This window comes from Bradyrhizobium sp. (genome assembly GCF_049512235.1).
Lineage (GTDB): Bacteria > Pseudomonadota > Alphaproteobacteria > Rhizobiales > Xanthobacteraceae > Bradyrhizobium.
Window position 1 is genome coordinate 1 of the sequence record NZ_JBEKXH010000344.1, and the last position, 6,824, is coordinate 6,824.

General features: G+C 68.9%; 3 protein-coding genes. All 3 read left to right on the forward strand.

Annotation, left to right across the window (positions count from 1 at the left end):
* Positions 1–240: 240 nt before the first annotated feature.
* Positions 241–1,752, forward strand: coding sequence for a TIGR02677 family protein (locus tag ABSG20_RS25610; protein ID WP_423867284.1), 1,512 nt, complete (start codon positions 241–243; stop codon positions 1,750–1,752).
* On the forward strand, positions 1,749–3,053 hold the full coding sequence (locus ABSG20_RS25615) for a TIGR02678 family protein (protein WP_423867285.1): 1,305 nt from the start codon (positions 1,749–1,751) through the stop codon (positions 3,051–3,053). Before ABSG20_RS25610 ends, ABSG20_RS25615 begins: the two co-directional genes overlap by 4 nt.
* Positions 3,050–6,824 (forward strand): TIGR02680 family protein (locus tag ABSG20_RS25620; RefSeq protein ID WP_423867286.1); only part of this gene is annotated, 3,775 nt, incomplete at its 3' end. The genes ABSG20_RS25615 and ABSG20_RS25620, both read left to right, overlap by 4 nt.

Consider the following 6,824-nt stretch of genomic DNA (forward strand, 5'->3'; position numbering starts at 1 on the left):
GCGGTCGTTCCCGCAGCGAAGGGCGATCGTGTAACCAACAATATGCGCGAGTTCGGCATTATGCCGGGAATCAGAGCGAGAATTGGGTCTGACCGCAGCGACAGCGCATCTCGGCCGCGCACCACCCCGGCAACTGTGGACCGTACCCGATTTGGCTGCAACGAACCGGTAAATGCATTAGCATATCGCGCCAACCGGCAACACCGGTGCATGACCTCTGGGAACAAGCCGATGCCAGCCGTGAGCGATTCAGCCGAGCTGTTTCGGCATGTCAGTGCCGAAAAATCGGAATTCTACCGCTGCATCATGAACGTCTTCGCGGCGGCAAAACGGCAATACCGCCTGCAATTGAGACCTGACGAAGTCCTGGGCGAAGCCCGATGGCCCGGCACGGCGCCGCAGATCGAGGACGTCAACGCCGCGCTCACCCAGCTTGCCGCCTGGGGCAATCTTGAATCGCATCCCGACACGGCGCGGGTTTCCAGCCTCAGCGATTTCTACCGTGCGCGCTTCCTCTATCGTCTGTCGCAGGGCGGCGAGGCCGTCGAGGCGGCGCTGGCGCTGTTCGTGAAAACACTGCAGCGGCGCGCCGAACTGCAGACGGTCGCGCTTGAAGATATCGCGAGCCGGCTGCAGGCGCTGCGGACGCTGGCTGACGAGAGCGACCCCGACGTCGCCAAGGTCCACGAAACGCTGCGGGATCTGGTCCGCGTTTTCGAGGGCCTGGCCGAAAATGCGCAGGCTTTCATGGCCGGCGTCGCGCGCAGCATCGAGTTGCAGCAGGCCGAGGCGACCGCGGTGGCGAATTACAAGCGCCAGCTGATCGACTATCTGGAGCGGTTCATGGGCGACGTGGTGCGCCGCTCGGACACCATCGCCAGGCACATCCTGGCCCTGGAACCCTGCATCGACGCCTTGCTGCAGCAGGTCGCCGCGCGCGATGCGCGCGATGCCGCCCCCGGCGATGCGCAGGATCGGGCCGACGCGCAGACCCTGCACTGGAATGCCTGGCGCGAACGCTGGAAAGGCCTGCGCGGCTGGTTCTTCCGCAGCGGACACGAACCCTCGCAAGCCGAACTGTTGCGCGCGCGGGCACGCTCGGCCATTCCGCAATTGCTGGGAGCGATCGCCGCGCTCAACGAGCGCCGCAGCGGGCGCAGCGACCGTTCCGCCGACTTCCGCATGCTAGCCGGCTGGTTTGCCGCCTGCGGCAACGACGGCGAGGCGCACCGGCTGGCGCGCGCCGCCTTCGCGCTCAACCCGGCACGGCATTTTTCGCTTAATCCCGACGCCAATGCCGATCTGCCGGCCTCGACACGCTGGGCCGACGCGCCCCCGCTTATGATACACCCGCGGCTGCGCGAATACGGCGAGGCCGCGCCGCGCGGCGCCATGCCCCGGGTGCGCGATCGCGCCGAGGCCCGCGCGCGCCTGGCGCGCGAACTCGCCGGGGAGGCGCTGCAGGTCGAGGCGGCGCGCCAGCGCCTCGCCACCGGTCAGCCGATCCGCCTGTCGGATCTCGGCGACATGGACATCCATGCCTTCGGCCTGTTGCTGGGATTGCTCGGCGAGGTTTTGACCGAACAGGCCGGTCCGGACTCCAGCGCGGAACGGCGGACCGGCGACGGACTGTTGCACATCAACCTCACGCCACTGGCAGCCGACAGCCGCGCCGAGATCCATACGCCGCGGGGCGTATTTGCCGGGCGCGACCATCTGGTCACCATCACACCTGCACGGGACAGCCAATGACGGCCACGGTCGGCAGCGACAGCCGCAGCATCGGCCAGCAACAGCGCCGGTTCCAGAACGAGGAATTTCGCGGCGCCGTGCGCGCGCTGCTGATGACGCCGCTGATGAGTCCGGACCACGACGATTTTCCGGCGATCCGGCGCCAGGCCGAGGCGCTGCGCGACTGGTTTTCACGTGAAACCGGCTGGACGCTGCAGATCGAACACGAGGGCGCGCGGCTTTACAAGCGGCCGGCGGACCTCGCCAGCACGATGCGCGGACTGCCGTCCTATGATCGCCGCCGTTACGTGCTGCTGTGCCTGGCCTGCGCCGTGCTCGAACGCGCCGATCCGCAAATCACGTTGCGGCTCTTGGGCGAGCGGCTGCTGCAATTCGCCGCCGAACCGGCGCTGACGGCTTTAGGCTTCAGCTTCACGCTCACAGCCCCGAACGAGCGGCGCGAACTGGTGGCGGTGTGCCGCACCCTGCTCGATTTGGGCGTGCTGCAGCGTGTCGCCGGCGACGAAGACGCTTTCGTGCGCGCCGGCGGCGATCAGGCCGATGCGCTCTACGATGTGCAGCGCCGCCCGCTCGCCGGCATGCTGGCCGCGGTGCGGGGGCCGTCCACCTTCCGGCCGGAAGATGCGCCGGTCACGCTCGACCAGCGACTGCATGCTCTGGTCGACGAGCATGTGGCCGACAGCGACGAGGGCCGGCGCACGCTTCATCGCCGCCAACTGGCACGCCGGCTGCTCGACGATCCCGTGGTCTATGTCGACACGCTGGACGCGGAGTCCCGGGCTTATTTCATCAACCAGCGTGGCGCCATGGCGGCCCGCCTGTGCGACGCGGCCGGGCTGGTCGCGGAGCAACGCGCCGAAGGTCTGGCGCTGGTCGATGAGGCTGGTGCGCTGAGCGATGTGGCGATGCCCGCCGAAGGCACCGACGCGCACGTCACGCTGCTGGTCGCAGAGTACCTCGCCACTGCCTTCAGGCGGCGGCAGGCGGATGCCGCCGGCGCGACCCAATTATTCGCCGGGTTGATCCGCGAGCAGGACGTCGTCGATCACCTGCGCGAGATCAAGACGCGCTACGGCAAATACTGGCGCAAATCAGCGCGTGAAGCCGGCGCCGAGCGCGAGCTTGCCGGGATCGCGATCGAACGGCTGGAAAAACTTCACCTGATCGTGCGCGATGCCGACACCATCACCCCCCGGCCGGCGCTCGCCCGGTTTGCGCTCGGCGAGGCCGAGATCCGCGACATCCGCGAAACCCAGGGCGTGCCGAGCGCGGCTGCCGACAGCCTGTTCGGTCCGACATGAACGAACGCCCGGCCTCATTTGCTGCGCTGTCCGAGAAACCCGCGCTGCCGATCCCGACGCGGCAACGCTGGCAGCCTTTGCGGCTTGGCCTCGTGGATCTGTTCTACTACGACAGCGAGGAATTCTGGTTCCGCGACGGTCACCTGCTGCTGCGCGGCAACAACGGCACCGGCAAATCCAAGGTGCTGTCGCTGACGCTGCCCTTCCTGCTCGATGCCCAGATCAAATCCTCGCGCCTCGAACCCGACGGCGACAGCGGCAAGAAGATGTCCTGGAACCTGCTGATGGGCAGCTACGATCGGCGCATCGGCTATGCCTGGATCGAATTCGGCCGCCTCGCCGACGACGGCACGCCGCATTACCTCACGCTGGGCGCCGGGCTGGCGGCGGTCGCCGCGCGTCCCCAGGTCGACAGCTGGTTCTTCGTGCTGGAGGATGCCGATGGCGCTCCGCGCATCAATCGGGATATCTGGCTGATGAGCGAGCAGCGCGTGGTCCTGACCCGGGAACGCCTGCGCGAGGCACTGCAGGGCCGCGGCCAGGTGTTCGATACCGCCGTCAGCTACCGGCGCGCGGTCGACGAGCGGTTGTTTCACCTGGGCACCCGGCGCTACGACGCCTTGATGGATACGCTGATCCAGTTGCGCCAGCCGCAATTGTCGAAAAAGCCCGACGAGACCGCGCTCTCGGACGCTCTCACCGAGGCCTTGCCGCCGCTCGCACCCGAACTGCTCGGCGACGTCGCCGAGGCGCTCGGCCAGCTGGAGGAAGATCGCCGCCAACTCTTCGAATACCAGGCGCTGGCAAGAGCCGTCGAGCGCTTCGACCAGCGTTACCGCGTCTATGCCGGCACCCAGACCCGCCGCCAGGCTCGCGCGCTGCGCCAGGCCCAGACCGAGTTCGACAATGCAAGCCGGGCGCGCAGCGAGGCGCAGGCGCGGTTCGAGAAAGCCGAGATCGAGGAAGCGCAGGCGCGCAAGCTTCACGACGATGCAGACGTTGCGCTGAAACGCGAGCAGGCCCGGCTCGAAACCCTGCGCACCGGCCCGGGGATGGAGGACGCCAACCGCCTGGAAGGCGCCGAGCGGGACGCCGCCAATCGGCAACGCGCGTTGCAGGACACCGCCATCGCGGTCGACGAAGCCATGCGGCGGTTGCAGCGCAGTGCCGGGGAAACCAGGGACGCCGCGCAACGCATGGCGCAGGCCGAACGTCAGATGGCCGATCTGCGCCAGGCGTGCGCTGAACATGCCAATTCCGCCGGCATTGCCGCGTCCCACGGCGGCAACCCGCTGGCAACGCTTGAGGCCGCGGCGCTGGGCGAGTTGACGCCACGCGCTTTCGAGGCCGCGCGTTCCGAGCTTCGCGCCCTGGTCGCCGATCGACGCGAGGAGATCGCGGTGTTGCGGCGGCGCTTGGCCGAGGTGACCGCGGCCGAAAGCCTGCATGCGCAACGCCGGAACACGCGCGACGAGCGACAAAGTGCGGTCGAGGCCACGGCCATACGGCGCGAGCAAGCCGACGCCGCGGTCGATCACGAGGGCCGCGACCTGATCGAGGCCTGGGAGCGTCACTTCGCCAACCTGAAGCAACTTCAGGTCAGCCCGGACGACGGCCGCGCCGCGCTCACGGCGCTGGCCGACTGGGTTGTCGGGCTGGATGGCGGCAATCCGGCGCGACATTGTCTGCTGACGGCGCAGCAGGACGCCAGCCAGCGCCTGGCGCAACGCCGGGTGTTGCTCGAGGGCCAACGCGAGATGCTGGAGAGCGAGCGCGGCACCCTCGAAGACGAACGCAGCCGTCTCGAAGCCGGCGTGGATGCGACGCCGCCCCAACCGTATACCCGCGGCGTCGATGCCAGAGGCGCGCGCGAGGGGGCGCCGCTCTGGCAATTGGTGGATTTTCGCGACGCCGTCACGGCCGCGCAGCGCGCCGGCCTCGAGGCCGCGCTTGAAGCGGCCGGCCTGCTCGATGCATGGGTCTCGCCCGACGGCCAGCTGCAGACCACAGGTGGAGCGGAGCCGTTGCACGATACCCAGGTGCTGCAGCGACAGCCGCATGCGCTTTCGCTCGCCGATTGGCTGCACGCCGACGGACCCGCCGATGGCGCGGTACCGGCCGCGCTGGTCGAGCGCCTGCTGTCCGGCATCGCCTGCGCCGACGACGATCCCAGGGATAGCGAAGCCTGGGTCGCACCCGACGGCCGTTTTCGGCTCGCGGCGCTGGCCGGCGCCTGGGCCAAACCGGCCGCGGTCTATATCGGCCATGCGGCCCGCGCCGCGGCCCGCATGCAGCGACTGGCCGACATCGCCGGGCGCCTGACACACATCGCCGGCGAACTCACGGCCGTCCAGGCGATGGACGCTCAACTCGCGCGCGATCAGGACCAGGCCGCCGACGAATGGCGCATGGCTCCCACCGAGGAGGCGCTGCGCAACGCCCATCTTGCGGCGGCCGCCGCTGCCCGCGAGGTCCAGAGCGCCCGCGAGCAATTGACCGAGGCCGATCGTCAATACCAGGAGGCCGAGCAAGCCCTGCAGAGCGTGCGGCAACGATTAGCCGCCGATGCCGCCGACCTGCGCCTTCCCGCATCGTCCGCCGGGTTGCCGGGCGTCGAGGCGGCGTTGAACCGGTATCACGATGCCCAGCTCCACCTCGCTCAGGCCGTGCACGAAGTGCGTCTGGCGCTGATCGAACTGGCGCGGCAACGCCACCGCGAGAGCGAGGCGCGCAGCGACCTGGGGAAACTGGAGGAGCAACTCGCAACCGCTCGGATCGAGGCGGAAGAGACCTCGGCCCGGCTCAGGGTGTTGCTTGAGAGTGTGGGCGCCAAGGTCGAGGAGCTGAAGCGACAACTGGCCGATAGCCGTGCCGCCGTCGACGCCTGCGAGGATGCATTGAAGCGCGCGCGCGGCGTGCTCGGCAACAGCGGCGAGGCCCGCGCCATCGCCCGCGAACAAATGACCGCGGCCAACGCAGCCTTCGAACAGCGCGGCGAGGTCCGCGCCGAAACCATCTCGAAGTTCCAGCTTTTCGCAGCCACCGGCCTGCTCGCAGCCGCGCTGCCGCAAGCCGAGCTGCCGGACCTCGGCAGCCCGTGGACGATCGACCCCGCCCTCACTTTGGCTCGCCGCGCCGAACAGGCGTTGTCCGACCTCAGGGACGACGACGAGGCCTGGACGCGGCTGCAACGACAGATCGGCGAAGACCTGACCGATCTGCAGCGCGCCCTCAGCGCGCTCGGCCACCAGGCGCACGCCGAGCAGAGCGATTGGGGACTGATCGTCCGCATTGTCTACCAGAACCGGCCCGAACCGCCGGATCGCCTGGCCGCGCGCCTGGCCGAAGAGATCGCCCAGCGCAGCGAACTCTTGACGGCGAACGAGCGCGCCGTTCTGGAGAATCATCTGCAGGCCGAAATCGCCTCCGAAGTGCAGCGCCTGCTGCAGGCGGCCGAAGCCCAGCGCGACGCGATCAACCGGGAATTGCATCAGCGTCCGACCTCGACCGGGGTACGCTATCGCCTGCTGTGGCAGCCGCTGGCAGAAGAAGAAGGCGCACCTGTCGGCCTCGAAGCCGCACGCAAACGCCTGCTCAACACCTCAGCCGACCTATGGTCGGCGGAGGACCGCCGGGTGGTCGGCGCCATGTTGCAGCAGCGCATCGCCGCCGAACGAGAGCGGGCCGATGCGGGCGCCGCAAAGGATGCGGGCGGCAGCCTGATCGAGCAGCTCGGCCGCGCGCTGGATTATCGCCGCTGGCACCGCTTTC

Coding starts and splice junctions, on each gene's coding strand:
- ABSG20_RS25615 (WP_423867285.1), top strand. CDS start 1,749: ATGACGGCCACGGTCGGCAGCGACAGCCGCAGCATCGGCCAGCAACAG.